General features: G+C 45.9%; 3 protein-coding genes. All 3 read left to right on the forward strand.

The window, feature by feature from the left end; genetic code table 11:
* The first annotated feature begins 270 nt into the window (after positions 1-270).
* The gene (locus tag L5M49_RS24765) at positions 271-702 is read left to right on the forward strand and encodes a hypothetical protein (protein WP_124017909.1); all 432 of its coding nucleotides are present in this window, start codon (positions 271-273) and stop codon (positions 700-702) included.
* A gap of 153 nt (positions 703-855) precedes the next feature.
* On the forward strand, positions 856-3,834 hold the full coding sequence (locus L5M49_RS24770) for a Tn3-like element ISShfr9 family transposase (RefSeq protein WP_006991878.1): 2,979 nt from the start codon (positions 856-858) through the stop codon (positions 3,832-3,834).
* Between the two features lie 513 nt (positions 3,835-4,347).
* Positions 4,348-4,512, forward strand: a 165-nt coding sequence (gene tnpA, locus L5M49_RS24775) for an IS66 family insertion sequence element accessory protein TnpA (protein WP_411569122.1), incomplete at its 3' end; no start/stop codon positions are given.

Genomic DNA, 4,512 nt, shown 5'->3' on the forward strand with positions numbered 1-4,512 from the left:
CATTTACGGTGGCCATTAGATCACGTGGTTTCGTCGTCTTGTGCCAACTCACCTCTAGCCTACGCCTCATATGATGTTCTTGTTCATCAGCTCGCAAATTTGCTAGCGGCTTCCTTCAGACCAATCCTCGCGGATAAGCCCTTGCCATTCGCTAGTAGTTAACGTTTAATAACAGCATGTTATTGAACGGTGACCTTCCTACAGAGGACTTTCACCCCATTAGTTCATGCCCATGCTGGGCGTACACAAACAGCTCCACCGGACTCTGTAATGTTTGCACCTTTCCTGCAAAAACACGCAGCAAAGTCGCCAACATCACATCGCGCGGTGAGCTGGGCGTTATATTTCAATCGAGGTGTGTCGGTGAAGTCGAAGATTTGGATTCTAGTAATTTCATTGTTTTTTGTTAGCCCCTTGATGGCTAAGAGTGAGATGAACCCAAGAGTTTCAGCTATAAAAAGCAACTTAATCTATGAGGGAACCTTTGTAGAGGCCGAAGTGATTGGACTGATCGTAAAGAGTGGTAATGATGCTTTTACGATTATGCTTGATAGCGATAATCAAATTTGGTTTGACGATTCATTTGTAATGTCCAATGAAGAAAAAAAGCATGTGGCCCCTTATTTAGTAAGGATATTCGAAGAGGCAACTGATCCGCAGCAAAAAGCTGCAATAGCAACAATATTAAAGGCTATGCTATGAAATATAACAAGTTGGGGTTCTGGGGATTTCCCCCTCTAAAAAGACATAATCCTCTGTAGACCACACTAATAAATGGCTGTGGAGGTAGGTTACTACTTATAAGTGTGGCAAATTAGGTAGATATCGTACATTTTAATACGGAACAGCCCTGATATGGCCATCAAAAACGAAATTTCTATTCTCACGAGAGCAGAACAGGCAGATCTTTATTCCCCACCCATTTTTTCAATCGAAGAACAACGTCTGTATTTTTCTCTGAACGATGGGGAATTGGCAGTTTTTCGGTCAATTCGTCTCAGAGCTCATAGATGTTACTTTGTCGCGATTTTGGGATACTTTAAATCAAAGCCCGTCATCCTAGATATCGCTTACTCGCAGGTTTCTAAGGATTTAATGTTCATCAGTAAAGAGCTGCTTGGCGGCAAGGGGCTCAGACCATTCACTCCCTCACAAAAACAAAAAGATCGACTCTACGCAAAAGTATTAGACCTTGCTGGTTATCACAAATGGGACGAAAGTCAGCACTTCAATTCTCTTTTCGACCACCTTGTTCAGGTGGGCAATGCCTGGCTGGAGCCGCGTTACCTCTTTGATACTGCTATTGAATTCCTAGCCAGTCACAGCATTGCTATCCCCAGGTATACCGTACTCCAGAGACTGATAAGCAGAACAATGCAGCAGGTCAGAAAAGACCTGGCGCACCAACTTAATCAACTCACCAGTCCTGAACTTCACGTCTTTCTGGACAGCATAACAGCCATTGATGACGGACTAAGCCTGAACCAGCTCAGAGGCGGTGCAAAAAGTCTGACCGTACCTGAGCTTAAAAAAGAGCTTGCCCTTTATCATCAGTTAGCGCCATGGCGCACGCAAATCAATGGCGTTATCGATGGGCTTAATCTGTCTCTTAAAAATCGACAACACTTCGGTGAGCTCATCAACTATTACGGCAGTAAACTCAAACGATTCAAACGCGCACAGCAGCATCTATGGTTGCTATGTCACCTGACAGAGCGGATACAACTGGCACTGGAACGGTTAACTGATGGGTTCATTTACCATATCCGCAAGCAACAAGAAGCTGCCAACACCTTTGCACAACAAGCAGTGTTCCTGTCCTGGCAGTCAGCCGCGGACAATGTCACAAAAGCGGCAGAGTTACTGCATCTGTTTGTGGATGAGAACATTGATGATAATCAACCCTTCTCAGTAGTCAGACAACAGGCATTGAAGGTCATGAATGACAGGGATATCCAGACCCTCTGCCTTTACCTGAAAAAACAGAAACGGACCGTGGAAGAGTACCAGTGGCAACATTACGATGAACAATGCAATCTCCTGAAGCAACTGTTAAGGCAGGTGTTCTTGTGCCTTGATTGTGAGGCCGGTAAAGGCTCAGAAGCCGTCGTCGCCCAACTTCAACAGATTCAGACGGAAATCGCATCCGGTGGACCACTGAAGACGATGGATACGTCGCTCATCCCGAAAAAGCACCTCCCATGGTTGGTTAAACAGGATAACGTTAACCCGCAACGTTACGAATGGCTGCTCTACCGCCAGTTGACTTCGCGACTGAACGGACGCATTTATTTGCCAAATGTTACCAAATACCGCGCACTGGAAGACGACCTGATCCCCCAGACATCGCAGGATACCTTGCTGGCCTCATCAACACTGGACAGACTAAAACAGCCCGCAGAGTTATTGTTACAGGAGCAACAACACCGGCTGGAAAGTGCGCTCAAAGACGTTGCTCTCCATATTGATGAGGGAGACAATCGAAATGTGATCATGAAAAATCGTACCGGTACCCGCTGGCGTCTGCCGACCAAAAGCGCTACATCTCTGGTCAACAATCCCTTTTTTAAGCGAATGCAACCGGTCGATATCGCGGATGTACTGCGGTATGTAGAGCGCGAAACCGGGTTCATGAAATGTCTGACTCATGTACTTCCGATACAAAAACAAGGGTTCACTCATCAGGATGATTTACTGGCCATTCTGATTGCCAACGCCACTCACCGTGGTGTGTATGGCATGGCGCAGATCTCCGATCGAAGCTATGAACACCTGAGTACGGTGCAGGCCAACTATATCCGGCCTGAAACGCTGCATGATGCCAGCGATGTGATCAATAATGCGGTTGCAGCGCTACCCATCTTCCGCCACTACCATATTCAGGAGGACCAGTTGCATGCCAGTGCGGATGGTCAGAAATTCGAAACCCATCTGGAAACCTTTAAAACCCGGTACTCCTCTAAGTATTTCGGCACCAATAAAGGGATCACGGCCATGACACTGGTAGCCAACCACAGCGCCCTCAATGCTCGGATCATCGGTTCCAACGAGCACGAATCACACTATATTTATGACCTGTTACAATCCAACAGCAGTGATATCAAACCTGACGTACTCTCGACAGATACACACGGTGTCAATCATGTTAACTTCGCCTTACTGGATCTATGCGGTTACAGTTTTGCACCGCGATACGCGCAGTTCAGTAGTGTCATCAACGATCTGTTTGACGTAACTGAAAATGAACATGGCGGCACCAACCTTGCCCTGAAAAAGCCCATCAGGACGAATGTCATCGAAACGGGATGGCAGGATATTAGGCGCATTGTTCTGTCACTTCAGACAAAGCGAACGACACAGGCAATGCTGGTAAGAAAGTTGTCTGGTTATCCTTCGGGGCACCCGACATTACAGGCGCTGACGGAGTATAATCGACTGGTCAAAGCGCAATATTTACTGGATTACATAGACAATGCCAGTTTGCGGCAGTACGTTCAGCGTGCTCTTAACCGGGGAGAAGCGTGGCACTTCCTGAGACGGGCTATTGCGTCGGTAAATGGCGATCAGTTCCGAGGCAAAAACGAGTCTGAAATCGCTATCTGGAATGAATGTGCAAGATTGCTTGCCAACGCGATCATCTACTTCAACTCCGCGATACTGAGTCATCTGCTGGAACACTTTGAAGCGAGAGGAGATGAAGAGAAAGCGGGTATCACTCGTTCTGTTTCGCCCGTTGCGTGGCAAAATATCAACTTAAGCGGAACGTATAACTTCACTAATACTGGGAAATTGCCCGATATTGGCGAAATAACGAGGCCGATAGTGGATGATTAGGCTCCAAACTGAAAGTAAACCACCTCCGCAGCCATTTATTGGTGTAGTCTACAGAGGATTATGTCTTTTTAGAGGGGGAAATCCCCAGAACCCCAAAGTGCTTCAGTGTTTATCCATGTATGCGTTATGCATGTTCAGCAAGAAATTTTGCATATAATGAATCTAACACTTCAGAGCAGAGGTGAATGATTTTGTCCAATTCCAGTCACTAGCGGCACCGCTTCATGAGGTGCCGTTTTGCTATCTGGAAGTGGGAAATGTAGATGTCGCCCGAAGTTCGTAAAACATTTATGTCCAAAAGTGAGTTTCAAAGTGATCAAACTTTATTATCAAAAAATGAAATTTGTCCTCTGATAATTTATCAAACTATTGCGTCATTACCGTTCATGAAAACCTTAATTTTTTATCAAACTTTAATATGGTCATACAGTAAGCGTAACGCCAACCACACATTCCAATCCTAACTGATCAACCTTACCCTGTCTGCCATTATCAACTGCCAGGGTAATCATCATGCACCGTACCAAAGAACAATGGCTGGCCTTGTTTGCCGAGCAAGCCCAAAGTGGTCTCACCCAAACTGAATTTGCAAAACGTCAGGGCATCATTCCTACATATTTTAGTTATCGCAAGCGTCAGTTGTTGGCGTTTCAGGATGATGACGGTGGCTTTGTTGAG

The organism is Shewanella sp. SM74 (assembly GCF_025653725.1).
Classification (GTDB): domain Bacteria; phylum Pseudomonadota; class Gammaproteobacteria; order Enterobacterales; family Shewanellaceae; genus Shewanella; species Shewanella oncorhynchi.